Here is a 25,659-nt window from a genome sequence, read left to right as displayed (position 1 = left end):
CGAACATCAAGGAACCAGCAACTGGTTCGCGGATGCCGTCGATGTCCACTGGAGGGGCAGCGATGAAGGCGATTACGTAACAGATTGTTGCAGTTAGCAAGGTAGGAATCATCAAGACGCCGAACCAGCCTACATAGAGGCGGTTGTCGGTGCTGGTGACCCAGTTGCAAAACTGCGACCACAGATTGGCGCTTTCGCGCTGCTGTAAGGTTGCTGTCATGGTTTTATGATTGCGTTATGTATTTTTCAATGTTCGTGACGGCTTTGTGTTCCGCCATGTAATAAACATAAAGCATATTCTCAGCTTTGTAAAGAGATGTAACAACAGTTTAACTGATGGGAGATATAAGCTTGAGCTATAACTATCGTAAATTGTGGAAAAAAGGCAAAGAATTGACACAAAAAGGATAAGCCTGGAAGCGTGCCGCTTTCAGGCACGGGATAGTCAGTTGATTTGAGGTGAGAGATGAGAGATTTTAGGTTGACTGCACAGATTTATCTGGCCGATATCTCTCATTTGTAAACTTTGTTTGAGATCCATGACTCCTGTCTTGAAGCAAGTATCCGTCTGTGAGCTCAAGATACAGACTTTTGCTGGCTGGGTATCATCACCAGGGCCCAATAGGGAACCTCTGCCGGATCGACATCTGCGATCGCCCGAATTCGCTGATTCGGCATAGTTGCGCGTTCTATATATAGTGCGCGATCGAACTGTCCCAACTCAATCAGCACATCCCGGACTTTCGCAAAGTGCCTCCCCAGCTTAATAATCACAGCAGCATCAACCAGCGCCAGCCGATCGCGCAAAATATCCGCATCCAGCGTCGCAGGCATAATACTTAACACATCGTTACGATAAGTTAACGGCACTCCCAGCGCACTCGCACTCGCCATAGTCGAAGAAATTCCCGGCACAACTTCCGTAGTAAACTTTCCCGACAAACGGTTGAACAAATACATAAACGAACCGTAGAGAAAAGGTTCGCCCTCGCACAAAACCGCCACATCCCGGCCCTCGGTGAGGTGGGCGGCAATTTTCTCGGCTGCAATATCATAATAAGGTTGAGACGATCGCGTGGGACTAAAAGGCAGCGGCATCGGAATCTCAATTTGTTCTGGACGCAAATAATCTGCGACGATCGCCCGCGCCAGCACCTTACCATTTTCCATCGCCGGATACGCAATCACCGGCACCGATTGCAAAATCCGATAAGCTTTCAATGTAATCAATTCCGGATCGCCAGGGCCGATACCCAATCCGTACAATTTACCAGTAGTCTTAGTCATAGTTCGTCCTCTTGAGCTAACGCATTCACGGCCGCCGTTGCCATTGCACTGCCACCTCGGCGCCCGTGTAGCGCGATAAATGGCACTCCCCGACTGTTGGCAGCGAGTTCGGCTTTGGATTCAGCCGCCCCCACAAATCCTACCGGGAAACCCAGAATTAACGCTGGTTTGGGAGCTCCCGCATCTAGCATTTCCAGCAGTCGGAATAAAGCAGTCGGGGCATTGCCGATCGCGACAACTGCACCATCTAACTTATCTAGCCATAAATCGAGTGCTGCTGCCGATCGAGTATTGCCGATTTGGCGCGCCAACTCCGGGACATCGGGATGCCAGAGGGTGCAAATCACCTGATTGTTAGCGGGAAGGCGTTTGCGGGTGATGCCTTCGGCTATCATTCGCGCGTCGCACAGAATCGGCGCGCCTGCTGCGAGGGCTTTGCGCCCGTGGGCGGCGGCACCGGGGGAAGCTGCTAAGTCTGCAACAATATCGATCATTCCGCAACTGTGAATTAGTCGCACGGCGACTGTTTCTAAGTCTGGCGGCAAGTTTGACAAGTCTGCTTCGGCGCGGATTGTGGCGAAGGATTTTGTGTAGATTTCTGTTCCGTCTCGGATGTAGTCAATCATTAAAATAATTGGGAATTGGGAATTGGGAATTGGGAATTGGGAATTGGGCATTGGGCATTGGGCATTGGGCATTAAAAGACTGTACTTAACTTTATTTGAAATTGTTATTATGGGTAGTTTGTTTGATTGATGAAATAGCTTTTTAAATGAACCGCAAAGGCGCTAAGGGCGCGAAGTAAGAAAGAGAAGGGGAGATGATTACAATTTTTCGGTTTTAATGGATATTTTTTGTTTTAATTCTGATTTTCTGGGCTAAGTAATTTCTGCAATTTGTCGATCGCCCATCGATCGCAAAATTCGCCGAATGACTCGCCCGGTTCTCGAAATTGCTGATATACTCGCAGGATTTGCTCGATCGCGCGGGGCATCTCGGTGACAGTCACAGCGGGGAAGATTTGCCGTCCAAAGGGCAAGTCTTTTTTACCTACATAAATGTTGTAACCTGCGATCGTCTGGTTTCCCTGCTCAATCTGAATTCCTATTAGGGTGATGTCTATTGGCTGGTGTTGGGCGCAGGATTTTTCGCAGCCGCTGAAATGGATGTTGATCGATCGGTCGATCGTCAGTTTTTGCGCTAAATCCCTCGCCATTTCTAGGGCGTGACTTTGAGTATCTGTCGCCGCCGACGCGCAGCCGCTGCTACCGGCGCAAGCAACTAAGCAGGAATCTAGGTTAGTTGCGGATGAGTGCAATCCTAAATCGGCGATTTGCTGATTGACCTCAGAAACCTGGGAGTTGGGGATGTCGGAAATCACCAGATTTTGCCACGGTGTAAGCCTCAGAGTGCCGTTGGCGAGATTTTTGGCTAAGTTTGCCAAATTCCGCAGTTGCTTTGATTCTAGCTTGCCTAAAGGCAGGGCAATGCCGATGTAGGAGAAATCCGACTGTCGCTGACGGTGGATGCCGAGATTGGCGTTGGGTTCGATCGCTCTTTCTGAAAGTTCGATCGCGCTTCGCCCCAAGGGAAACGGCAATTTTGTCTCTACTTTTTCGAGATAACTTTCAACGCCCCAATCGGCTAGCAAGTGCCGCAAGCGCGGTTTTTTGCCCTCAATTCGCGGCCGATTTTTGGTGTATTCCAGATAGACATTAGCGAGGGCTGCTAATACTGAAATAGTTTGCGATTGTTCGATAATAATTCCTGTATTGCTGTTGAAATACAGGCGAAAAACCATTTCAGAATTTGTCGATGGCCTTTCTGCTACTAATAAAATATCGTTCCGTAAATTGCGGATTGAAACTAATTCTCCGCCATCAAAACCAATGCTGAATTTAGCCGAAAGTTCCGATAACTCAGGATGTGTTTGCAGGTAATCATCCCAAGCTTTCACTAGGGGGCGAGTATCCACTAACTGCTGTCTGTCGATTCCTGCTGTCGGGCTTGCCATCATATTACGAATCGGGTCAACTTCAACGCGGCGAGACGCTAATCCCAATTCCTGCAAATCTTGCCAAACTTCTGGGGGAATTTCTGAGTGCAATTCTCGGATTTGCAAATTTGCCCGATTTGTGATTTGCAAACAGCCGGTACTGTAGCGATCGACTAAATTGGCGATCGACCAACATTGCTGTACGCTTAAAATTCCCCCCGGAATCCGCATTCTCGATAAAACTCCGTCTCGGGCGCGGGAACCGTAAAATAAGCCGGGACAAGTTGGTAAATCAGTCAAAACTAACAAATAATCTCCTTCCCCGTGCGACGCAGGGAACCTACAAGTAAACGCGCAAAACGCGCCCCGAAATCGGCATTCTGACTCTCACAGTTGCGGCACAGCGCCGGAATTGCACCGGACTTTCCCGCTTTCAGGTTTAAGAAATGTATCACAAGTCGATCGCCCGCAGCGAAAATTCTCAACTTTCTTAACAAATGCCCGCTAATTTTGTATAGTTTTCAGAGGAATAGCGAGAAACAGACTTTTTTACAAAAATATAAAGGTTGCAGACCGCAGATTCGCTAAAAAACCCGGTTTCTTTGGTTAAAGTGCATCCAGGACTCAGTTAAATTGATTCGCTGGCCCAGATTCATACCAATGCAACGATACTTGTTATTTTATGGTTAATTTGGCTTGGCTAGTGCGATCGCCCATTGCCCCAGTAATAGTAACAGTTCCCGGTCGCAGCGCTTGAAATGTTCCCGCTGATTGCGTTTGAGCAAGCAACGGCTCCAGATTGGGAGATTTGCTGGGTGCACCAGGTATCGGTTGCTGATAGTCTGTAGTCGAAAATCGGAAATAAGTTACTGGCGGAAGCAATCTCCCCTTTGAATCGGAGACAAACATTTTAAAGGTAATGCGATCGCCCACGCGGACGGTTGCAACTTCTGGTAGAATCCGAAGTGTCCAATCAGGCGGGTAAACAATACCGGACATAGAGAGTGTTTCTTCTCCACCTTTTTTTGCGAAGACGGAAAACTTTCCCGGCGCAATACCCGTCACAATTCCATCTAGGGAAACTTGGACGACTCCTGCATTATCGGACGACCACACCCACTCTTTCTCGGACTGCGTAGAATTTCGTACAATACACCCTGAAGGGTCGTCGGTACTCCCGATTTTTAGCTTAGTCGTTTGACCCACAATTAAAGGCTGTACTTCCCGATGATCGTAGTTAAGGCAAGGGGGACCGTCAACTATACCTAGAAATACTCTCAACTCCCATACCGTAATACCTATGAATCCGAATAACAGGGCGATCGCAGTTACGCAGCCGAACCCGATTACTTCCTTCTGTTTGTTATTCATATTTAATATTGGTTTTTTTTGTATCTATTGATGAACTTGGCTTTGAGTATGTTGTCGCAAGCTGCGTGAAGCGAAGCTATCCCGTAGGGAATCGCCCAAACATCGAGTCGCAAAAAGTAGCAGAAAGACTGGGAATGAGGCAAGTAGAAGCAAGAATTATGAATAAAAATCCCATATTATTCTTGAGAATTGATAAGTTGTAATTAACAGTAAAAACTCAATGGACAAATGGCTTTCGGTGGTGGGGATTGGCGAAGACGGACTTTTGGGATTGAGCCCGATCGCCCTTTCCCTACTCGATCAATCTAAAATCGTTGTCGGGGGCGCGCGCCACCTCGCAATGCTACCAACAGACGACACCCGCGAAAAATTAATTTGGGCTTCACCACTACAAACAACAGTTGACAGCATCATCAGCCGTCGAGGAGAGTCTGTTTGCGTGCTCGCAAGTGGCGATCCGATGTGTCACGGGATTGGTGTCACGCTGTCGCGCCAAATTCCGATCGCCGAAATGACAATAATTCCCGCAGCATCGGCTTTTAGTCTGATTTGCGCGCGTTTGGGTTGGGCGCTGGCGGATGTTGAGACTTTTAGTTTAACAAATCGCCCGATCGCCTCGATCGCCCTTGCTTTGTCCCCCGGTGCACGCTTGCTGGTGTTGAGTGCCGATCGACACACACCGGAAAAAGTCGCCGAATTGTTGACACAGCGGGGGTTTGGCAGCAGTTTGATGACCGTATTCGAGCGCATGGGGTCGGAGGCGGAATGGCGGATCGACGGGGTTGCAGCGGCTTGGAATGCGACGGATTTAGCTGATTTGAATGCGATCGCCATTGCAGTTACAGCCGATCGCGAAACTCTGCTGCTTCCCCGCACTTCGGGTTTACCGGATTCTGCCTATCGCCACGATGGACAGTTGACTAAACGGGAGGTTCGAGCCGTTACTCTGTCTTCATTAGCGCCGATTCCGGGGGAGTTGCTGTGGGATGTGGGCGCTGGCTGCGGCTCGATCGCGATTGAGTGGATGCGGTGTCATCGGAGTTGTCGGGCGATCGCGATCGAGCGTCATCCAACTAGACTGGAATATATTGCCGAAAATGCCTCTAATTTGGGTGTTCCCGAACTCAAAATCGTGGCGGGAGACGCACCGGCTGCTTTGGCAAATTTGCCGCCACCGGATGCTATTTTCATCGGCGGCGGTGTCACTGCTGAGGCTTTGTTAGAAACTTGTTGGAATGCTTTAGGTGAAGGCGGCCGTTTGGTGGTAAATGCGGTGACTGTTGAAAGCGAATTAAAGGTTTTGCAATGGCATTCTTTGCACGGCGGCGAATTGATCAGAATTGGGATTCAGCGCGCTGGGGCGATCGGCTCTTTTCTCGGTTGGAAACCGCTGGCACCGATTACTCAGTGGGTGGTAGTTAAAAGTTAAAATGCGATCTCTTTGCTGGAAAGCTATGATAAATAACGATATTATTGTGCAGCTTTTGGCACAGTTGAATGTTGAGTATCAAAAGACTAAATCAGAGCGCAAAGAGATAGCTCATAGCTATCTTGGTACCGAGGAAAAGTTTTCGTTTTTGGAGGAGCTTGAGTTAGTGACAGTTAGCATTCGCGGTTATGCGAGTCAAATTGAGGCTGGCGCAGGAGTTGAGAATCGCGAGGAAGCGATCGCAAATTTACATCAGCTTAGGGTGTTCGATCGTTCTGCGATTGCTGAGTTTTATGCTGAAACGCGATCGGGCTATCTTCAAATGCGAGCCTATATCCGAATGCTAGACTATTTGCGGTTGCTGATATTGGAGTATTTACAGATGGAATAGAGAAGGAGTTTGGGAAATAATAGGCATCTTCTGTCCACGATGCTAATATGAAAGTTAGTTTACATTGTTTTATGAGGTCGTCATGACCAGTTCGCTATCTTCTACAAGCATTTCTCGCTATGTCACCCGCAATCCTGAAGTTTTGCAGGGGGAACCGATTATTGCAGACACTCAAGTTACTGTACGGGATATTGTGGTGTTTTGGAAATCGGGAATAAAGCCTGAAGAAATTCCACAGAAGTTACTTCAACTGGTGACGGCTGCTCAAGTGTTTGATGCGATTAGCTTTTATTTGGATAATCAGCTAGAAATTGACGATCGGATTGCTTGGTATGAGGCGCGTCCGATGTTGAATGTTTCACCTCTTTTGAGATGTAATCCGTTGCTAAATGAAGTCACGAAATATGTTGAAGCATATCGCCGCGATCGAAATTCCGATATCGATTTTCCTGAGTCTGAAGCCCTATGACTCAATATATTATCGATACCGAAAATTTAATGGAGAGGCAATTTCCTATGCAACTCCATACCCTGTATACTCTCGCGCATAGGGAGGCTGAACTCCTAACACGATCTCTTCTTTGGAAATCCCCATTTGTACTAATTTATCAGCCAAACTTCGATCGGTTTGATTGCGCTGAATCCAAATTTTTCCATCCTTGATATCTAAGTGAATGAAGCAGTTATAAATACGGTGATGTTCATTCCATCCTAAATCGATAACCAGATAGCGATCGCGTTCTTTGTCAAAAACAAATTCTACTTCTATCTGACCATTAATTGGCGGGTCTTCACCCGATTCGATCAGTAACTTTTCGATGCACTGGCGATAATAATCTAGTTTATTCCCAGAGTTTTTGAACAGCATAAGCATCAAACATTTCATCACGGCTGACTAAAACTAAAGAATGATTAATGGATTGAGCAATTAAAATGCGATCGAATGGATCGCGATGATGGAATGGTAGGTTGCGAACCTGTACAGTATCCGCAAATGAAATTGGCAGTAACAAGATGCCAGCAGCAGGTAACTGAGCTTCGATGTCTGCATAGTCTGTTTGCAGTTTCAGTTTACCAATGCTGACTTTGATGGCAATTTCCCAAAGACTGGCAATACTCAAATAGACTCTATCGGCGGATTCAATCTGCTCCTTCAAGGTAAGTGATAGGTTAGGAGCATTTTCTGAAAACCAAATAAAAGTGTGAGTATCGAGGAGCAATGCACTCATTCCATATACTCCTGAAAATCCTCTAATGGTACATCAAAGTTATCGGAAAGCGGTAAAACAAATGTGCCTTTCATCATCCCTGCTTGACGTTTCTTTTGAGGAGGATTTACGGCAAACTCGTTAGTTGCATATTTTGCCGCCAAGAATTCTACATAGTGTAGCACTTCCTGTTTCAGGGAATCTGGCAACTTGACCAGGGTTTCTAAGATGGTGGTTTCTAGCATTAGATAACCTCTTGATGGATAAGCTCATGATAACAAGTGCAACGCCCTAAACTTCTGCAAGATGCCAGAAAGTCACGCCACCTTCATCGTGACTGAGCAAAATTCCCAAATCTTCCAAGCTTTCCAAACAGTCGAGAATGACTTTTTGTTTGCGATTTGCTGCTTTGAAATGGGAGGTGACTTGGGTAGCAGTCCATTCGCCGCTTTGGGTGCCCAATAAGTCGCGGATGGCGGAAAGTTGCTCTTTGAGGGTTTTGGGAAAGGGTTGTTGTTCGGTGGGAATAATCGCGGTTTCGGTTTCGGTGATGATACCTTCGAGAGTTGGTTGTACATAGGTTTCGCCGGGAGATTGGTAGTCGGGGCGCAGCCAGCGAATCTGTCCGTTGCGTTCTTCTTCGGCGCGTTGGGCGTTGAGTGTGACGAGGTTTTCGAGGATTTGGTCGTCGGTGAGGGTGGATTCCCAACCGTAGGCGGCAAATACGGCGGTATCGAGTTCGTCGTGGATTTGTTTGAGGGTGGAGACTAGGGCTTTTTGGTTGAAGGCTTTGTCTTTGTCGTTGAGGGGTTCGCCTTTGCGGAGTTGTTCGAGGAGGTTGTACATCCCGGTGATGGTGACTTCGGGGTTAGCGGTTTGGACTCGTTTGCGGTGGCTGTCGAGGCGTTCTCCGAGTTCGCGGATGGTTTGTTTTTGGGTTTCGGTTGGGTCGGGGAATGGGAAGGGGTCGAAGCATCGAGTTTTGTTGTAACGCGGTCTATCTTCTAATGTTCCGCCTGCTACTACTGCCCACACAACATGAATTCGACTCGAAAGAACTCCCAAGAAATAAGCATCATCAAGGGCGATCGCAATCAACATATTATCAGGTAAAACATTTCGATCTAAAAATACGAATACTCGATGTTTCGCTGTTTCTACTGTAGCCATGTAACGCTGTAGTGCCTTTAGTGCTGGTCGAATTTCAGTTCTGGGACGACCAAATATCCACCAGTTTTCTCGGAGGCTCTTATCACGGTTAGTATCTCGTTCAGGTTTAACTTTATCTAACACCCATTGGAATGCTTTTGGATATAGTTCTTGAGCTTGATCAGCTTTTAGACCAAATAAATCAATGACGCGCACATTGCGAGAACGTTGCATAAAGTCTCGTCCATTGATGTATGAGAAAAGAACTTCAGACTCAATCTCTTTAAAGTCAGATTGCTCAACAATAAACCCCGAACTAAATAGCATAACACCTCGACTGGAGATCCTATCATTAGCCAGAAGCGGTTGAGATTGAGTTAAATCAGCACCAGCTTGAAGGTTACTAAAAATTAGCCCTACCTTCTGCAACTGCACTTCTACTTGCTCTGCTGAGTCTTCGGGTGTCTCTCCTTCACACTCAGCAACTACTGTACCAAGTTCGGCAATCCTTACAGGCTTTTTGAGGTCATCTAATTCACCTGCTGTAATTGCAATTCTGACTGCTGCACCTCCATCAATCCAAGGGTGATCGGGAATAGCAAAAATTAATCTGGTTGGACTCTTCTGTGCAAAATGAAAATCAATAACTTTCCGCTGCCGAACTTGGCGAATACTGTTTGTGGTAATAAATCCAAATCGCTCAACTTGACTCAATCGAACCAATTCCGCTGCTTTGTGCCACCAGTACATTACAAAATCAACAGTATCCGGCACATCCTTATAAACTTTCCTCAACGTTTCTGCATACCCATCCCCTAACATCTCCCGCATCCTCGCATTTCCAATAAACGGCGGATTCGACACAATATAATCCGCCTCCGGCCACACCGTAGCCCTCGGATTCAAATACCGATAAATCGTTACTTGATCTGTCGGATCGGGAATATCCTCACCAGTCACCGGACTTTTCATCATCCGTCCCCCCCAGCGAGTCCGTACCTTCCCCGCCGCATCGACATCAGGTTCTACCCCGTCATAGGCCAACACCGCATCCCCGTGTTCAATATTCTTGTACTCCCGCAACACAGGTTCGATCGGCGGAAGATCCCCAAATCGCCGAAAATGCCACTGCAAATAGCCAATCCAAATCACCAAATCTGCGATCGCCGCCGCCCTAGGATTAATCTCAATCCCCAAAAACTGACTCGGATTCACCTGATTAATATCCAACCGCAACTGCGCCGCGCCTGTGACATCCTCCAAACGCCGCAACACCTCCGACTCCAACCCTTTTAATAAATCCAACGTCACATACAAAAAATTCCCCGATCCGCACGCCGGATCGAGAATTTTCACCTGTTGTAACTCCGTCAGAAATGCCTCTAAAACCGATCGCGCCTTTTTCTGCTGATTTGCAGTCGGTTCCGCTTCCCCCGCGTTCAGCAACTGTTTAACCTCCGCTTGTACCGCAATCCAGCGATCGCCCAAAGGCTCCATCACCACCGGTTTTACCAACCGTTCCACATACGATCGCGGCGTATAATGCGCCCCCAACTTACTTCTTTCCCGCGTATCCAGCGCCCTCTCCAACAACGTCCCAAAAATCGCCGGTTCCACATTACACCAATCCCGCTTCGCCGCCTGTAACAACACCTGCAACTGCGCCTTTGTCAACGCAAACGCCGTAGAATCCGCAAACAATCCGCCATTAAACCGCAACAACTTGCCATGAAAACCAAAAATTGTCCCCTCATTCATCGCTTCCCACAGCGCCTCTACCTCCGGTTTAAACGTCTTCGGGTTAAGAATCCATCGCGTTTCCAGCGCCTTTGTAAACAGATGTTCCTTCAGCAACCCGACATCTTCAGCAAACATGGTAAAAATACAGCGCATCAAAAACTGGGCGACTTGCTGCGGATAATCCTTTTGGGAGTCGATCGCGCGATCGACATTCGCCTCCATTCCCTTCGCCAACTCTGCCAAATCTGCCGCCACTTCCCGCGTCACCCGCGCCGCAATCTTCTCCGGGTTGCGCTGCTGCGGATTGGTAAAAATATCGACAAATAAATCGAAAACATCCGCTTTTCGGAGTTCCGTTAACCCAATGTCTCGCCGCGCCCCATAGCCGCCATAGTCGCCACTAAATCCCATCCACAACTCAAAATGATCGCCAATATCGCAAGTTAACAAAAACGGCGGTTTGCTGCTGAGACTGCGCGTATAAGCAACTGCTTGCACAAAGGCTTTCTCCATTTCTCGCAAATAGGTATTAGTTCCTCGCTTTGCAGTTCCCTTTTTACCCGTGGTTCCGCCCTGTTTGGCCTCTATTAAAAAATGCTCTGCTTTGTGAAAGTCGATAAACCCCGGAGTGACTTTCCCGCTGGGGTGAAAAATTTTGACATCTTTATCAAAGCAGTAGGGATCGTTGGGAATTCTGCCTTTATCGATCGGGCGATCGACTCCCAGCGCATCGGACATTTCCGAAAAAAATAGCTGGTAGTTTGCCCGTTCGTTACCGCTAGAACCGTCCCAGCGCGTGATGAATGTTTCGACTCTGGTGCGATCGGCTTCATTCATTTTTCAACCCTGCTGCTTGCTTTTTCCTTATTCTATAGTTAGATTGGTTCGGATTGGCAATTTATACCAATTTCAGAAAGTAGCGCTAGATATTACCCCCCCAACCCCCCCCGTGAGTTCGGCTTGGCTCAGACTTCATCAGCATATCTTTAGAAAAATGGTATTATCTTGCGATTTTGCTTTATAGCAACCGCCTTGGCGGTTAGGACGCTTTAGTATTGATATTTGCTATAATATGTTTGACGATATTCCTAGATACAAGCGGAGTCAAAAACCCGGCTTCTGCCTTAAAGTCGATCGTTCACAACGAAGATTTTGCGTAGCAACCGGGTTTTTATAGCTTTAGTGTTTGAAAAATACCTCACTCAATAAATGTATGAAAATTAGAGCGATCGTACATCCCGCAGAAGAAGGTGGCTATTGGGCAGAAGTTCCAGGGCTTCCCGGCTGCATAACTGAAGGGGACACGATAGAAGAAGTAATAATTAATTTAAAAGATGCGATTGAAGGTTGGCTCGAAGTTGCTAATAGTCGTGAAGCAATTGCCTCCACAGATCGAGTTGTGGAAATTGCTGTATGAAATCTATTTCGGGGAAGCGACTTTGTAAAATAGTAGAGCAGAAAGGTTGGGTTTTGAAAAGAGTTACCGGCAGTCATCATATCTATGAAAACCCGGAACTAGAAAAAATTTTGTCAATTCCTGTTCACCGAAATCAAGATTTGAAAGTTGGAACCTTGAGAGCATTAATGAAAATAGCTCAGCTATCTGAGGAAGATTTACAAAGTTTTTCTTAAGTATAAGCTATTCTGCATTTAAATTGCATATTCGACGCGGGCTCGCGTGCCCACCCCACTCATTGTTTGATTGATTATTGACACACAATTTAAATGCGGAACTGCTTAGCACAATACGGTTCACTTAATTCAACGTAGGGTGCGTCGCCAAAAACAACTCTCGCCCCACAACGCCAGATTAAACGAGCGACGCACCCTACAACTGGCACCGATTACTCAGTGGGTGGTAGTTAAAAGGTAAAATAATCCCCAATCTTCTATTTAGAAACACTTTGGCGAGATTTGAGTTCATAGTAGATGGCCCACCAGTATCACAACAAGCTCGTAGGCGAGATCGTCTTAAAGCTTGGAAAATCACGGTGAGGCAAGAGGCTGAAAAATACTGGTCTTCGGAGCAGAAAACAGCTACTGGCCCAGTTATGCTCCAGATAACTTATTTCTACGATTCTGTTAAAATCGATGTGGACAACATAGTAAAACCAATTCAAGATGCAATTATCGGGCTAGCCTATGTCGATGACGATCAAGTAACTGATGTCCTAGCCCGCAAGAGGAATTTATCAGGTAACTTTAAAGTAGAAAATATGACCTCAATTCTAGCGGAAGGATTTGCCCGTGGCAATGAATTCTTGCACATTGTCGTAATTGATGCTCCTGATCAAGAGGTACTGACATGATCGCAACCGCAACTGCAAACATAGAAAGAGAGCGACTGCTAAAACTAGCAGAGGAGTATCGTGAGAAAGGTTATGAAATTTCATTTCATCCAAACTCTGAAGATTTACCGGACTTCCTTAAAAGCTATCGCCCGGATCTGATAGTGCGCCGGGGCGAAGAGTCGGTGGTTATTGTAGTCAAGTCACGCGCTTCACTCAACTCACCCTCTAGTACATATCTACGCAATTTAGCCCAAGCAGTAGCAGAAAATCCTGGTTGGAGGTTTGAGTTAGTGATGACTAACTCGGAGGATGCAGTCGAGGTTCCCAAAGCTGAGGATTCTTTTCAAGAACATGAAATAGAGTTGGGTTTACAAGTTGCCAAGCAACTTGTCGCACAACATTTAGAGTCAGCAATGCTATATTCTTGGTCTTTAGTTGAGGCAACTTTGAGGATTGTTGCCCAGAAAGAAGAGCTAAGTTTGCAAAGATTATATCCGCTGTATTTAGTGAAACAACTGACGGTAGAGGGCGTAATTTCTAAATCTGAGTATCAGTTATTAATGAATGCGCTTTCTTTGCGGAATGCTATTGCTCACGGGTTTAAAACTACACAACTTACGCAAAAATCTGTATGCGAACTGATTGAACTGGCCGAAAAATTATTGAAAGATTTGCATACGGGCGATGGAGCAGGCTAAAATTTTAAAAAGCACAAAAACTACGTAATTTTTCAAACAAATAGGTTGGGTTTAACGCAATTAAACCCAACCTATTAATTCAATGAAAATTTACAGTTTAGCCTTGATTTACCACTGTCGGTTTTAAACTATTCTGCGATTCAGAAACCCGATCGACAATAGCAGCATTTACCACAGATTCCTGAATCGGCTTCCGCGCTTCAATCAAAGTCAGAGCTTTGGTGACGCCTTCCGGTAAAATCACCACCAAACTGCCCTTCGGCGCTTCATCTAAAGCCTTGTTAACAGCAATTGTTTCGTCGAGAATCAACTCGTATTGAACTTTGGATTGATCTGGGGTGCGTGCAGCGATCGCCTCGGCAATGCCCTGACAAATCAACTTAGCCACGACACCGGGTTCTCGGCCACGTCTGTCAATATCTTCTTTGACAATAATACGATCGAACATATCGGCCGAAAGTTTGCCCAGGGTGACAAAATCTTCATCTCGTCTATCCCCTGGCGCACCAACTACCCCGATCCGCATTCCCTGCCAATTCTGCACGAAACAGCCCAAAGCTTTGTAGCTGTGCGGGTTGTGGGCGTAGTCCAGCAAAGCGTGATAGCTACCCAAATTAAACAAGTTCATGCGTCCGGGAGTTTGACCGACGGATGCTTGAAAGCTTGACAAAGCCGATCGAATATCCTCTATTTTCACTCCTTGGGCAAAAGCCGCCAAACAAGCCGCTAAAGCATTAGCAATCATAAACGGCGCGCGCCCGCCCATCGTCAGCGGCACATTCACAGCCTGCTCAATTCTCAGTGTCCAATCGCCTTTTAAGATTGACAAATACCCATTTTCGTAAATCGCAGACAGCCCGCCCGCTGCGGTGTGTTTGGCAACCAGTTCGTTGTCCGGGTTCATCGAAAAATATGCAATTTGAGCCTTGACACGCTGCGCCATATGTGATACCAGCGGGTCGTCTGCATTCAAAACTGCATAGCCTTTGGGCATTACTGACTCGACGAGGACGCTCTTGAGCTTGGCTAGTTGTTCCACGGTTTCGATATCGCCGATGCCCAAGTGATCGGCTGCGACGTTCAAAACAACGCCCACATCGCACTGATCGAAGCCCAAGCCCGATCGCAAAATTCCACCTCTAGCCGTTTCCAGCACCGCCACTTCCACCGTCGGATCGGACAAAATCAACTGAGCGCTCTGTGGCCCAGTATTATCTCCGCTATTGACCAAATATTCACCGATGTAAGTGCCGTCGGTAGTCGTGTAACCGGTAATTTGACCCGTTTGCTTGACAATGTGGGCCAGCAGGCGAGTGGTTGTAGTTTTGCCGTTGGTTCCAGTTACCGCTAAAATCGGCACCCGGCTGGGTTGAGGCGATGGGAAAAGCATATCGAAGACTGCGCCGGCGACGTTGCGGGGCAAACCCTGACTCGGCGCGACGTGCATTCTGAAACCCGGTGCGGCGTTGACTTCGACGATGACGCTGTTCGTATCGCGCAGGGGTTGGGAAATGTCGGATGTTACTACGTCAATGCCGGCGATGTCCAAACCGATGATTTTGGCGACTCTGGAAAACAGCCAGACGTTTTCGGGGTGGATTTCGTCGGTGCGATCGACTGCAATGCCACCGGTGCTCAAATTTGCTGTCGCGCGCAAAAATACTCTTTCGCCGGCGGGCACTACGGAGTCCATCGCGTATCCTTGTTTTTGCAGCAAATCGAGGGTCAATTTGTCGATCGTGATCCGGGTGAGCACGTTGTCGTGTCCGTCTCCCCGCTGTGGATCGCGGTTCACTTCTTCAACGAGCTGTTCTACTGTAGACTTGCCGTTACCCACGACGTTAGCGGGGACTCGTTCTGCTACTGCTACGACTTGCCCGTTGACGACTAATACTCTGTGGTCGCGGCCGGTGTAATAGCGCTCAACAATCACATTTTTGGTTTTCGATGCTGCGCTGGCTAAGTCGTAGGCTTCTTCTGCTACTTCCCAGGAGTTGATGTCGATCGTAATTCCGCGTCCGTGGTTGCCATCTAGGGGTTTAAGGACGATCGGAAAACCGCCGACATCTTCGATCGCCGCGCGCAGTTCATCCAAATAATTAATCACCGTCCCTCTGGGAACCGGCACGCCGGCAGCACCGAGGATATTTTTAGTACCTTCCTTATCGCAGGCTAGTTCTACCCCCAAAACTCCCGTGCGGTTGCTCAGAGTTGCCTGAATCCGCTTTTGGTGTACCCCGTAGCCTAGTTGAATCATAAACCGGGCGCTCAAGGGTATCCAGGGAATACCGCGAGCTTCTGCTTCCTTAATCAGTGTTTCCGTGCTCGGCCCAAGGGCAGCCGACAAAGCAAACTCTCTGAGATCTCTTAAATCTTGGACTAATTCTGCGGCTGGATAAGAGCCAGTATCGGCAATGCTCTGGCACATCCGCACACCCGCGCGGGTAGCATAGCGACCTGCTTGTTCGTTTTGATACTCGATTACTACTTGGTAAGTGCCTGGTGTGGCAGTCTCGCGGGTGCGACCGAAGCCGACCGGCATTCCTGCCATTTGCTGAAGTTCTAGGGCTACGTGTTCGATGACGTGTCCCATCATCGTGCCTTCTCTGACACGTTGCAGGAAGCCTCCCCGATGGCCGGGAGAACAGTAATGGTCGTCCAAACTCGGCAGCGCGGCAATCAACCCTTCGTAGAATCCAGGAATTTGCGCTGTGGTTTTATCTGCCAACTCTTCTAAATCCAGACGCATGAGGACAAGTTTGTGGCGTCTGATGCTCCAGTAGTTGGGGCCGCGTAACGTCTGAATTTTAAGTATTTTCATGACAGTAAGAGGGGTATGGGTCGCTAAATCTTATAGGTAATTGGAGCATTTATTCAATTTGGATCTAGATTGCTCGATCGACTGTTCGCTGCGAACAGTTTGGCATTGAATTTCCAGTTATGGGCCGCCAGTCTATTTTAGATTTTAGATTTTAGATTTTAGATTTACTCTACAGATCAACCTGGAAGCTTGAATTTTGATCTAAAATCTTGGGTTCTCCACATTCATAGCGTCGGGGCTTGTACCCGTTTTTGGACTGGCCAGTGTTGAAAATTTATGGCTGAGCGATCGGCTAAACAGAAGTACAAGTCAATGGCAGCAATAAACTAGAAGTCAGAAGGTAGAATCTTCTGTGATTCTACCTTCTGGCGTCAGCCTGTGGCTGGTTCGGAATATATCCTTTCGTCGTATCCATTATTCGGCCGGAATGCCGCATAATTTCTCCCGAATCAATGACTCTAATGTTCTGCGTTTAGTTAGCTGTGCGGCATTCCACAGGCCATCCCGACTCGGAACAGGCTGCCGATGGCATTGGTTTGCCTAGGGGCATATTGTAGCAATCTCCGTGACACAGAACGTGCAAGCGCATATTGAACAGACTTAAGGGTTCTGTCGCTCCTACTAGGGCTTCGTTGGTATAAAAATTTTCCCTAGAATCAACAATAGTCACAGTGCCTTTACCTAGAACTTTCATAGTATCATCTCCCTCAAACAAAGCGCAGGTGTCTTCATCAATACCAATAGCAAGGCGATCGGGATGGCAAGCCACAGCCGACAGCAAGCGAGCCATGCGGTTGCGGTTGTGAAAATGCTGGTCTACGATGATCTCAGGAATAATGTTCAGTCCGTTTGCCATGTCTACTAAAGAACGGTTCGGCGGGGCGCCACTGCCGCCGCCTGCAATCATGTGATATCCCATCACCGCAGCACCTGCGCTGGTGCCGGCGAGGGTAATCTTGCCCGAAAGAGCATATTCGCGAATTTTCTCCATCAGCGGGGTGTCAGCCAGCAGCCCACAGAGTCGCAGTTGGTCGCCGCCTGTGATAAATACGCCTGTACAGTCTTCTAAATAATCTTTCCAGACTGGGTTTTCGCCTTGTTCGCGTTCGCGGATGTCAATGACTTTGACGGCGCTAACGCCCATTTCATCAAATATGGTGCGGTAGCGGTTGCTAATTCCTTCGGGATCTCGCGAGGCGCAGGGGACGATCGCCAGCCGAGCGTTTGCACCCCCAGCACGGCAAAAAAAGGTATTCAGAATCTCTCGCCCGTGAACTTTGTCTTCGGCCCCCCCGATGACCATAATCGAGGTTTTTGTGCGCTGGGCAATATTGTGTTCTAGGGCTTGAGATGTCAACTGCTGCATGGTGTGTCTTCCTCTGTGAGATGTGAAATTTAATTTTGCCGTGGCTGTGGGTACAATGGGGCTTTTTAAGAGTGAATATTTTTTTGGTGCGGGGTAGGACTATCCCGCAGTCGTTTGGGGTGAGTTTACTCGCATCGGCTGTCCTGAGAACAGATTTCTGAGAACAGATGATCTTTATACAAAACTAGCCCGTAAACAAAGGAAGAGAATTTAACTTACAAAAATTCTCAGAAATTATAAGAAATTATAAAAAATAAAGCAATTACTGAAAACCGATCTACCTCTAAGGGTCAAACTAGAGGGTGATGTGTCAATAAATTCCAATTATTGTGCGATTTGACGTTGTTACCCTATTTCCAGACTTTTTCCTGGCTCCCCTAGCATCGGGACTGATGGGCAAAGCCTTAGCTAAAAAGATTGCTGAGGTAAATTTTGTCAATCCCCGCCATTTTACCACAGACAAGCACCAGCGAGTCGATGACGAGCCTTACGGGGGTGGAGTGGGGATGCTGATGAAGCCGGAACCGATTTTTGCGGCGGTGGAGTCGCTGCCGATTTTGCCGAGGCGGGAGGTGATTTTGCTGACTCCGCAAGGGGAACCGATGCAGCAGCCGATGTTTCGGGAATTCGCGACGGAATGCGATCAGTTAGTGTTGATTTGCGGACATTATGAGGGTGTGGACGATCGAGTGCTGCATTTGGTCACTCGCGAGGTGTCTCTGGGCGATTTTGTGCTCACGGGGGGCGAAATTCCCGCTTTGGCCTTGATTAATGGGGTTTTGCGATTGCTGCGGGGAACTGTAGCAAAGGAAGATTCCCTGAAGTTTGAGAGTTTTGAAGACGGGCTTTTGGATTATCCGCAGTACACTAGGCCGGCGGATTTTCGGGGATTGAAGGTTCCCGATGTGTTGCTGTCTGGGAATCACGCCCAAATTGCTCGCTGGCGCAAGGAACAGCAAATTGCCAGAACTCGCCAAAGGCGGCCGGATTTGCTAGCGGATTAATTAACTAAAGTTAGGATCGCAAATTAAATAATTTACACAAGTTTGTGGGATGGGCGTCCCGCCCGTCCAGAAAGAACGGGCGGGACGCCCATCCCACAAGAACAATAAAGATTGTAAGTTATTTAATTTTCATTCTTTAGTGTAAATTTAACTGTTGAATGTATGCCGAATCTTTACATAATTGGCGGCGCTAACGGTTCCGGGAAAACCACAGCATCAATGAGTTTATTGCCCAACTTTCTGGACTGTTTTGAATATATCAATGCTGATGCGATCGCGGCGGCACTTTCACCATTCAATCAAGAGTCCGTAGCCATAACCGCCGGACGCATCATGCTAGAAAGACTACAAACTTTGTCTAATTCTGGAACTGATTTTGCCTTTGAGACTACTCTGGCGGCCCGCAGCTTTGCAGCTTTTCTCAGAAGTTGTAAAACAAAAGATTATACAATTAATTTAATTTATTTTTGGTTGCGATCGCCAGAACTAGCCATAGCAAGAGTAGCCCGACGGGTAGCTAGCGGCGGTCATTCTATCCCAGAAGATGTCATCCGCCGTCGCTATGACAGAGGACTGCGAAATTTGATTGCTCTGTATTTGCCACTGTGCGACAATTGGATTATCTATGACAACTCTCACGAAACTGCTCAGTTAGTGGCAGAAGGGAGTATCGAGGAAGAACAGATAATCTATAATGTTGAAAGCTGGAATCAAATAACTCAAAAATAAAATGAAACAATCAAAACCCAGACAACTTTTATCTACAAAAATTAATGTTGGACTGAAATCGGCAGTTGCCGCAGCTATAGAAAGACACCGCAAATTAGGTGAATCTATTGCTGTTTGGCAAGATGGGAAAGTAGTAATTTTAACGGCCGATCGCATTCCTCCAATATCTGCCCAAAAGTAAAACAAGTCGATCGCCCAAAAAACTCGCTGATCGCCAGACAAACTGTGCAATAATTTCCTACTGTCTGCGTTCCCCAAACATCTACTTTTTGACATGAACATCCGCATTGGTAACGGCTACGACATTCACTGCTTAGTTCCAGAACGCCCTCTGATCCTCGGTGGCGTACACATTCCCCACGAATTAGGCTTATTAGGACACAGCGACGCTGACGCGCTCACCCACGCGATCATGGACGCGATGCTGGGAGCTCTCAGTTTAGGAGATATCGGGCTTTATTTCCCGCCAACTGACCCGAAATGGAAAGGTGCAGACAGTCTAGTGTTGCTGGCACAAGTCAATCAGTTAATATTAGATAAAGGGTGGGAAATTGGCAATATTGATTCGGTGGTGGTGGCCGAACGTCCGAAGCTGAAACCGCATATTGAGCAAATGCGCGATCGGCTTTCTGGTGTTTTACAATTAAAACCCGACCAAATTGGCATCAAAGCTACTACTAACGAAAAGTTAGGCCCCGTGGGGAGAGAGGAAGGAATTGCAGCCTATGCTGTAGTTTTGCTGGGCCAAAAATAGAACTCTATCATCTAAAATTGACTGTGGAGTCAATTGTTTAATCCAAAATCGCTAGGAAGCCTGAAATCATGGACACTGACAACTGGGAGTTACAATTTCCTGTAGACGCGGATGTGATCGCGTTGGATAAGGACGATCGCATAGTGGTGCTAATCGAGGTTAAAATTATTCAAGCTGAAGAACCAGCGGCGAAACAGAAAATTGTCGATCGCGCGATCGATTGGCTGAAAGCTGTATTAGCTAACCTGTCTGAAAAAAACGCGATCGTTCCCTATGTTATGTTTATTGACGCGGAAAAAATTTTGATTTTCAAATGGGATGGCGTGAATTTATCAGAACCTGTTTGCACTCTCAATACTGGTGAAATATGTCGCTATTATATGCCTACGTTTGGCAGTAAATGGCTCTCTGAACTTACCCTTGGCGGGCTGATAGAAACGTGGCTGCATGACTTAGATTATAACTGGAAATCAAAGATTTCGCCAGCATCGGAGCAGATAGCAGCCATCGGTTTGCTGCCATTACTCGCAGGTGAAACAACAAAATCAGGAGTGGAATTAGGTGGCAATTATATATATCGAGACCAACTTTCTGATGAGTATTGCTACAGGGCGTGAGGCTGAAGCAATTATGTTGCTTAGAGATTTGTCTTCCTCAGTTCAGTTAGTCATACCCAGCGTTTGTTATAGGTCGGCTTGGTCAGCTTTCGAGGACGAGTTGAAGCGACACAACTCTTTTAAGGAACAGCTAAGTCGTCAAATTAGTGAAACAAAGCGAGATGTTACCTCTCAAAAAGTCGCATCTCTATCTTTTTACCTAGAAGAGTCATTACTTTACTATCTAGAACGAATAGATGAACTTGAATTGCGGTTGCGAGAAGCAATTTCTATGATGTCAGAAAATGCAGAAATGATTGTACTAAATTTAGAGATTATTCAATCGAGTTTAAACACAGCTATCATCAAAAAAGACCCAACAGACAATTTGATTCTACACTGTATCCTTAGTCATGCCCGATCGCATTCTACAGAAAGCAAAGTATTTCTCAGCGGTAACGTCAAAGAATTTGGTCTGTCGAAAGTTCGAGATGCTTTGCAGGAAGTCGGGATAACTAAGTATTTTTCGCGCACTGAAGACTTTCTGGGTTGGCTACAATCTCAGTCATAATTGCACGCAGGTGGTAAACTAAATTCTTATGAAAAATTTCCCTATTTTACATTCAAAGCGCCGCTGGCTGGCTGTTTTGCTAGCTCTAATTGCCACTATCAGTCTGTCTGCTTGTACTCCGGTGCGATCGACTTTAGCAAACAGACTCATCGTTCCCACCCCCAGCGGCCCGTCTACCTTCAATTACCCGCTAAATCAATCTGCATATAGCGTTTTTGGCTATATGTACGAGGGATTGCTCAACGAAAACGGCTTGACATCGAAGCTAGAACCTGGTTTAGCAGAGTCCTGGGAAGTTTCTAAAGATGGCAAAAAGATTGTCTTCACCCTGCGAGATGGCTTGAAATGGTCTGACGGCGAAGCGATGACAACTGATGACATTATCTTCACCTATGAAAAAATTTATTTCAATGATAAAATTCCTAGCGGATTGAAAGATACTCTGAGGGTTGGTATAAGCCGTCAATTGCCCAAACTCAAAAAAATTGACAGCCGCCGCGTTGAATTTTCAGTGGCAGAACCTTTTGCTCCTTTTGTTAGATTTGCTGGGGGAATACCAATTTTACCAGCTCATATTTTGCAGGAATATGCCACCAATACAGAGGCTGACGGTAAGCCTAAATACCTGTCTGCTTGGGGCACGGATACTGACCCAAAAAAAATTGTCGGTAACGGCCAATACCGAATGTTGAGCTATACTCCCAACCAGCGCGTTGTTTTGGAACGAAATCCATATTTTTGGCGCAAAGATACAGAAGGTAACAGTCAGCCTTATATCCAGCAAATTGTCTGGCAAATTATCGAAAATACGGATAATCAATTGCTAAATTTTCGATCGGGCGATTTGGATACTCTGGACGTGCAGCCGGAGGTGTTCCCGCTGCTGAAACGGGAGGAAAAACGTGGCAAATATACGGTGTTTAATGGCGGCCCAGATACTGGCAGCGTGTTTATGTGTTTCAATCTGAATAAGGGGCGCAATCCTCAAAATCAGCCGTTTGTAGACCCGGTTAAGTCTCGCTGGTTCGCGAGTAAGGAGTTTCGGCAGGCCGTAGCCTATGGCATCAACCGCGACGCCATGACTAACAATATCTATCGCGGACTTGGCGCGCCGCTGCATTCCCCAATTCCGGCGCAAAGCCCGTTTTACTTGTCTCCAGAACAGGGATTGAAAACTTACAGTTACGACCCGCAGAAATCGAAAGAGTTACTGTTAAGTGCAGGATTCAATTATAATAGTAACGGCGAATTGTTGGATACTGAGGGTAACAAAGTGCGCTTTACTTTGTTGATGGCTGCTGGTAAAAAAGCGCGGGAGCAAATGGGAACGCAAATTAAACAAGATTTGGGTAAACTGGGGATGCAAATTGACACGCAGTTTCTGAGTTTTAACACTTATGTCGAAAAGCTGCGTTTGACTAAAAATTGGGATACTTACCTCGGCGGTTTTACGGGAGGGCTGGAACCCCACAGCGGCTACAATATTTGGTCTGTTAAGGGGACTTTACACAGTTTCAACCAGGGCCCGTTAGGGACAGAACCGCCGATTAAGGGTTGGGAAGTGGCGGAGTGGGAGCAGAAAATTGATGACCTTTATGTGAAGGCTTCTCAGGAGCTTGACGAGGCGAAGCGCAAGGAGCTTTATGGGGAGACGCAGCGGATTATAGCGGAACAAGTGCCTTTTATTTATATGGTGAATCCGCTGACTTTTGAGGCGGTGCGCGATCGCGTATCCGGAATTCGCTATAGTGCGATCGGCGGTGCTTTCTGGAATTTGTATGAACTAAAAATTGCCGAATAGTCAGTTGTCAGTTGTCAGTTGTCAGTTGTCATTGGTCATTAGTCAGTAGTCATTGGTCATTAGTAAATTAATTCATGGAACCTGAAATTTTACAGAAGTTACTCGAATCCGTGGCGGCCGGCGATGTTAGCCCGATCGCAGCTTTGGACAAGTTAAAGCATTTTGACTTTCAACAAGTCGGTGATTTTGCCAAAATTGACCATCACCGCACCTTAAGAACTGGTTTTCCTGAAGTCATCTTGGGCCCAGGGAAAACACCAGACCAAATTGTCGAAATTATCGAGGCGATGCGCGGGCGAAATCCTGTGGTGATGGCGACGCGAATTGAACCGTTCGTTTTCGAGCAATTGCAGCAAAAAATACCCGATTTGTGCTACTACCAAAAAGCTCGAATTTGTGCAATTTCTGCTAATTCCCCAACTTGGCAGCATCCGGGTACTGTGACTATCATCAGTGCGGGAACAGCGGATTTGCCTGTGGCGGAAGAAGCGGCAGTTACGGCGGAACTTTGCGGTTTTCAGGTGCGGCGTTTGTGGGACGTGGGAGTTGCTGGAATTCACCGCTTGTTGAATAATCGGCACGTGATTGATGATGCTGATGTGTTGATTACGGTTGCTGGTATGGAAGGTGCTTTGCCGAGTGTGGTTGCGGGTTTAGCGGATTGTCCGGTGATTGCGGTGCCGACAAGTGTTGGTTACGGCGCGAGTTTTGGCGGGATTGCTCCTCTTTTAACTATGCTTAATTCTTGTGCCGCTGGTGTGGGTGTGGTGAATATTGATAACGGATTTGGGGCGGCGATTTTAGCTTGCCAAATCTTGAGAAGCGCTGGGCGAGTGGGAAGAATGGGAAAATGAGAGAATGGGAGAATGGGAAAGGAGGAATAGTTTTGAGGTAAGGATTCAGGTCAAGAATAGTTGAGAGTCCAGAAATCTGGTAGTCAGATGAGGGAAGAACAAGAGTCAGCAGCACTGAAAATCAAAATAGTTGAGCAGTGGAGCCATGAGGAACTGGTCAAAATCGTTGGGAGTCCAGAAATATGGTAATGTAGTCAGATGAGCGAAAAACCAGAGTTAGCAGCACTAAAAATGGAAGTAGTTGAGCAGTTAAGCCGTGAGGAACTGATCAAAATTGTGCTGACCCAACAGAAGCTCATAGAAAAATTACAACAAGAACTCGAAAGGCTCAAAGAGAAACAGCCGAGCAATAGTAAGACATCCTCGAAACCCCCATCCAGCGATCTCATACAGAAATCAGAGAAAGCCCCTTCTGAGAACTCCTCCTCCTCAGAGTCCGAGCCCAAGCGCAAGCCAGGAGGACAGCGAGGACATATCGGCAAAACCCGAAAAGGATTTGGGCGAGTAGATAGATATCAAATCAGCTCTCCTGACTAAGAGTGAGCATTGTGGCAGCAAAGAATTAAGTGAGATGATTGGTTACAGCAAGCAGCAGGTAGCCTGTTTGGTCGCTAAACCAATTGAAGTAGTGGAATATCAACGAGGGAAGTGTCAGTGCCTAGAATATGGAGCAATGGTGATGGGAGCGCTAGCGTCCGGGATAGTTCCAGGACAAGACTTAAGCATCGACCTACAAGCATTATTGGTATGGTTAGGTAATTATGGGCATATATCCTATGAAAAGCAACAAGAATTCCTGCGGGAATTAGGTGGAATTGAAATTGGGATAGGTACTTTACAAGCGACAAATGCGCGGGTAGCAGATGCTGTAAAGCCGGCCGTTGCCGACTTATGGAAATGGGCGCCATTACAAGCTAACGTCCATGTCGATGAAACCCCGTGGTGTGTCAAGGGAGTCAAAGAATGGTTGTGGACAGCTACGGGTAAAGATTTTTGCCTGTTTCATGCGGCAGACACTCGCCCTGCGTGCCGAATTAGAGACGATGCTGGGGAACGAGGCAAGCTGGAGTATTGAGCTCTGATGACTTTAGCGTATACAGCGGTGTGGTTGTTGGGGCACAGCAGAAATGTTTGGCGCATCTACGGCAACATTTTAAGAAAGTTCTTCAAATTAGTCACGGCAACAATACTGTTATCGCAGAGGCGTTTTTGGAATTAATTGATGAGGCATTTCGACAACATCGACAATGGCGCGAACACCCTGAAGAACTCGATTATCACACTTGGGCGAGGGACTTTAAGACCAGACTGGCAGAATTGTTAAATACTTGGATGGGTCATGTTGGTTATGCTGCTGGACTGTTGCTGCGCTCGTTGCGTGAGAAAGCGCACCAATGGTGGTACTTTTTAGACCACCCTGAAATTCCTCCAGACAATAATTTAGCAGAACGTTCTCTGCGATTAGCTGTGACTAAACGTAAAGTATCTGGCGGTTCCCGCTCCATGTTTCGGTTTGAACAAACTGCTGATTTGCTATCTGTGATTCAGACTTGTAGATTTCAAGGTAAAAGTGCAATGGCTTTTTTCCGTGATGCTCTATCTG

General features: G+C 46.9%; 25 protein-coding genes, 2 pseudogenes and 1 riboswitch. Of the genes and pseudogenes, 16 read left to right on the top strand and 11 right to left on the bottom strand.

The genetic code is table 11. The features are described from left to right. The 5 genes and pseudogenes from K4039_RS23745 to K4039_RS23725 form a co-directional block, all read right to left on the bottom strand. A pseudogene (locus K4039_RS23745) lies at positions 1-220 on the bottom strand (photosystem II q(b) protein); the annotation flags it as partial. A 356-nt stretch (positions 221-576) separates the two neighbouring features. Further along, positions 577-1,287 (bottom strand): precorrin-2 C(20)-methyltransferase, encoded by a 711-nt coding sequence (locus K4039_RS23740; RefSeq protein ID WP_265238977.1) that lies wholly within the window; start codon positions 1,285-1,287, stop codon positions 577-579. Continuing rightward, a complete protein-coding gene (locus K4039_RS23735) occupies positions 1,284-1,913 on the bottom strand; it encodes a precorrin-8X methylmutase (RefSeq protein WP_265238978.1) in 630 nt (209 codons plus the stop codon). Before K4039_RS23735 ends, K4039_RS23740 begins: the two co-directional genes overlap by 4 nt. A gap of 233 nt (positions 1,914-2,146) precedes the next feature. After that, positions 2,147-3,583 carry a precorrin-3B synthase gene (gene cobG, locus K4039_RS23730; protein ID WP_265238976.1) on the bottom strand — a complete coding sequence of 479 codons (1,437 nt, stop codon included), beginning with the start codon at positions 3,581-3,583 and terminating at the stop codon, positions 2,147-2,149. Between the two features lie 52 nt (positions 3,584-3,635). Then, positions 3,636-3,754: riboswitch (cobalamin riboswitch) on the bottom strand. A gap of 204 nt (positions 3,755-3,958) precedes the next feature. Continuing rightward, positions 3,959-4,654 (bottom strand): Ig-like domain-containing protein, encoded by a 696-nt coding sequence (locus tag K4039_RS23725; protein ID WP_265238975.1) that lies wholly within the window; start codon positions 4,652-4,654, stop codon positions 3,959-3,961. A 220-nt stretch (positions 4,655-4,874) separates the two neighbouring features. On the opposite strand from K4039_RS23725, the gene cbiE reads away from it, so the two are divergent. The 3 genes from cbiE to K4039_RS23710 all read left to right on the top strand — a co-directional run bounded on the left by cbiE (position 4,875) and on the right by K4039_RS23710 (position 6,943). Continuing rightward, positions 4,875-6,083 carry a precorrin-6y C5,15-methyltransferase (decarboxylating) subunit CbiE gene (gene cbiE / locus K4039_RS23720; protein WP_265238974.1) on the top strand — a complete coding sequence of 403 codons (1,209 nt, stop codon included), beginning with the start codon at positions 4,875-4,877 and terminating at the stop codon, positions 6,081-6,083. Positions 6,084-6,108: 25 nt separating this feature from the next. Continuing rightward, positions 6,109-6,474 carry a hypothetical protein gene (locus K4039_RS23715; protein ID WP_265238973.1) on the top strand — a complete coding sequence of 122 codons (366 nt, stop codon included), beginning with the start codon at positions 6,109-6,111 and terminating at the stop codon, positions 6,472-6,474. Between the two features lie 82 nt (positions 6,475-6,556). Beyond that, positions 6,557-6,943, top strand: coding sequence for a DUF433 domain-containing protein (locus tag K4039_RS23710; RefSeq protein ID WP_265238972.1), 387 nt, complete (start codon positions 6,557-6,559; stop codon positions 6,941-6,943). Between the two features lie 45 nt (positions 6,944-6,988). Here the strand turns inward: K4039_RS23710 and K4039_RS23705 are convergent, their stop codons facing one another. Genes K4039_RS23705 through K4039_RS23690 form a run of 4 tightly spaced genes read right to left on the bottom strand, consistent with a single transcriptional unit; the run spans position 6,989 to position 11,408 of the window. Then, positions 6,989-7,342 carry a XisI protein gene (locus K4039_RS23705; RefSeq protein WP_265238971.1) on the bottom strand — a complete coding sequence of 118 codons (354 nt, stop codon included), beginning with the start codon at positions 7,340-7,342 and terminating at the stop codon, positions 6,989-6,991. Next, the gene (locus K4039_RS23700) at positions 7,317-7,703 is read right to left on the bottom strand and encodes a type II toxin-antitoxin system VapC family toxin (protein WP_265238970.1); all 387 of its coding nucleotides are present in this window, start codon (positions 7,701-7,703) and stop codon (positions 7,317-7,319) included. The genes K4039_RS23705 and K4039_RS23700 overlap by 26 nt, the downstream gene beginning before the upstream one ends. Beyond that, a complete protein-coding gene (locus K4039_RS23695) occupies positions 7,700-7,927 on the bottom strand; it encodes a DUF2281 domain-containing protein (protein ID WP_265238969.1) in 228 nt (75 codons plus the stop codon). Before K4039_RS23695 ends, K4039_RS23700 begins: the two co-directional genes overlap by 4 nt. Before the next feature lie 46 nt (positions 7,928-7,973). After that, complete coding sequence (locus K4039_RS23690; RefSeq protein WP_265238968.1) at positions 7,974-11,408, bottom strand: DNA methyltransferase; 3,435 nt, start codon at positions 11,406-11,408, stop codon at positions 7,974-7,976. A 376-nt stretch (positions 11,409-11,784) separates the two neighbouring features. On the opposite strand from K4039_RS23690, the gene K4039_RS23685 reads away from it, so the two are divergent. The 4 genes from K4039_RS23685 (at position 11,785) to K4039_RS23670 (ending at position 13,560) form a co-directional block, all read left to right on the top strand. Next, positions 11,785-11,988 (top strand): type II toxin-antitoxin system HicB family antitoxin, encoded by a 204-nt coding sequence (locus tag K4039_RS23685; protein ID WP_106148859.1) that lies wholly within the window; start codon positions 11,785-11,787, stop codon positions 11,986-11,988. Then, positions 11,985-12,203, top strand: coding sequence for a type II toxin-antitoxin system HicA family toxin (locus K4039_RS23680; RefSeq protein ID WP_265238967.1), 219 nt, complete (start codon positions 11,985-11,987; stop codon positions 12,201-12,203). The genes K4039_RS23685 and K4039_RS23680 overlap by 4 nt, the downstream gene beginning before the upstream one ends. Before the next feature lie 272 nt (positions 12,204-12,475). Further along, positions 12,476-12,880 carry a RusA family crossover junction endodeoxyribonuclease gene (locus tag K4039_RS23675; RefSeq protein ID WP_265238966.1) on the top strand — a complete coding sequence of 135 codons (405 nt, stop codon included), beginning with the start codon at positions 12,476-12,478 and terminating at the stop codon, positions 12,878-12,880. Then, positions 12,877-13,560: a hypothetical protein gene (locus tag K4039_RS23670; protein WP_265238965.1), complete on the top strand. Its 684-nt coding sequence runs from the start codon at positions 12,877-12,879 to the stop codon at positions 13,558-13,560. Before K4039_RS23675 ends, K4039_RS23670 begins: the two co-directional genes overlap by 4 nt. A gap of 97 nt (positions 13,561-13,657) precedes the next feature. On the opposite strand, the gene cphA is transcribed toward K4039_RS23670, so the two are convergent. Next, positions 13,658-16,381 (bottom strand): cyanophycin synthetase, encoded by a 2,724-nt coding sequence (gene cphA / locus K4039_RS23665; protein WP_265238964.1) that lies wholly within the window; start codon positions 16,379-16,381, stop codon positions 13,658-13,660. Positions 16,382-16,853: 472 nt separating this feature from the next. After that, on the bottom strand, positions 16,854-17,747 hold the full coding sequence (locus tag K4039_RS23660) for a cyanophycinase (RefSeq protein ID WP_265238963.1): 894 nt from the start codon (positions 17,745-17,747) through the stop codon (positions 16,854-16,856). 329 nt (positions 17,748-18,076) lie between these two features. Here K4039_RS23660 and trmD point away from each other — a divergent pair, with 329 nt between their 5' ends. From trmD to K4039_RS30005, 9 genes and pseudogenes are all read left to right on the top strand, one after another. Beyond that, positions 18,077-18,751: a tRNA (guanosine(37)-N1)-methyltransferase TrmD gene (gene trmD, locus K4039_RS23655; protein ID WP_265238962.1), complete on the top strand. Its 675-nt coding sequence runs from the start codon at positions 18,077-18,079 to the stop codon at positions 18,749-18,751. A gap of 162 nt (positions 18,752-18,913) precedes the next feature. Next, the gene (locus tag K4039_RS23650; RefSeq protein ID WP_265238961.1) at positions 18,914-19,480 is read left to right on the top strand and encodes a zeta toxin family protein; all 567 of its coding nucleotides are present in this window, start codon (positions 18,914-18,916) and stop codon (positions 19,478-19,480) included. Position 19,481: 1 nt separating this feature from the next. Beyond that, positions 19,482-19,661, top strand: coding sequence for a hypothetical protein (locus K4039_RS23645; RefSeq protein ID WP_265238960.1), 180 nt, complete (start codon positions 19,482-19,484; stop codon positions 19,659-19,661). Between the two features lie 93 nt (positions 19,662-19,754). Beyond that, positions 19,755-20,234, top strand: coding sequence for a 2-C-methyl-D-erythritol 2,4-cyclodiphosphate synthase (ispF, locus tag K4039_RS23640; RefSeq protein WP_265238959.1), 480 nt, complete (start codon positions 19,755-19,757; stop codon positions 20,232-20,234). Positions 20,235-20,302: 68 nt separating this feature from the next. Then, positions 20,303-20,851, top strand: a complete 549-nt coding sequence (locus K4039_RS23635) for a hypothetical protein (protein ID WP_265238958.1) — start codon at positions 20,303-20,305, stop codon at positions 20,849-20,851. Further along, the gene (locus K4039_RS23630; RefSeq protein WP_265238957.1) at positions 20,829-21,401 is read left to right on the top strand and encodes a PIN domain-containing protein; all 573 of its coding nucleotides are present in this window, start codon (positions 20,829-20,831) and stop codon (positions 21,399-21,401) included. Before K4039_RS23635 ends, K4039_RS23630 begins: the two co-directional genes overlap by 23 nt. A 28-nt stretch (positions 21,402-21,429) precedes the next feature. Then, on the top strand, positions 21,430-23,202 hold the full coding sequence (locus K4039_RS23625) for an ABC transporter substrate-binding protein (RefSeq protein ID WP_265238956.1): 1,773 nt from the start codon (positions 21,430-21,432) through the stop codon (positions 23,200-23,202). A 74-nt stretch (positions 23,203-23,276) separates the two neighbouring features. Then, positions 23,277-24,056, top strand: coding sequence for a nickel pincer cofactor biosynthesis protein LarB (gene larB / locus K4039_RS23620; RefSeq protein ID WP_265238955.1), 780 nt, complete (start codon positions 23,277-23,279; stop codon positions 24,054-24,056). A gap of 198 nt (positions 24,057-24,254) precedes the next feature. Next, a pseudogene (locus tag K4039_RS30005) lies at positions 24,255-25,659 on the top strand (IS66 family transposase); the annotation flags it as partial.

The sequence above is a fragment of the Lyngbya sp. CCAP 1446/10 genome, from assembly GCF_026130175.1.
In the GTDB taxonomy this organism is placed as follows: Bacteria; Cyanobacteriota; Cyanobacteriia; order Cyanobacteriales; family Microcoleaceae; genus Microcoleus.
This window is presented reverse-complemented; position numbering and strand designations above follow the sequence as displayed.